Annotated in this window: 1 protein-coding gene; it reads left to right on the forward strand. The window is 43.3% G+C overall.

Annotated features, from left to right (window positions below; all coding sequences use genetic code 11):
- Positions 1 to 464: hypothetical protein (locus EI162_RS14510; RefSeq protein WP_225737023.1), on the forward strand; the 464-nt coding region annotated here is incomplete at both ends.

A 464-nucleotide genomic window follows, 5' to 3' on the forward strand; every position in this document is an offset into this window, starting at 1 on the left:
AAAGGACTTGCTTGGGCAACTGAGAAAAATGCAAGACTACCTGGCAGCATTGGAGACACAAAACAACGAGCTGACTTTGCAAAACACCTCTCTGGAAGCTCAGAATACTACATTACATACTGCACAGAACAATCTAATAGAACAGCAGTTCGAGTTGACGACACAAAACGATGTATTGAAGACGCAAAATCAGGCATTGCTTGGGCAGCTAAACGATGCGAAAACCTACCAAAGCGATGTGATGACACAAAACAAAGAATTAATGACACAAAACAAGAAAACAATAAGCTCACACAACGAATTGACGACACAAAACAAGCAATTGAGGGAATCACTGAAGCTATCGGAAAGTCAAATATTGAAATTAACAAAGCAACTGAGCGAAGTGCAAGACCAGCCCCCAACCCCTTCGATGACGCAGCACGACGAGCAAGAGCTGCTCGACTTGATCGACAAGAAGGACG

It is taken from the genome of Psychrobacter sp. FME6 (assembly GCF_014861365.1).
In the GTDB taxonomy this organism is placed as follows: domain Bacteria; phylum Pseudomonadota; class Gammaproteobacteria; order Pseudomonadales; family Moraxellaceae; genus Psychrobacter.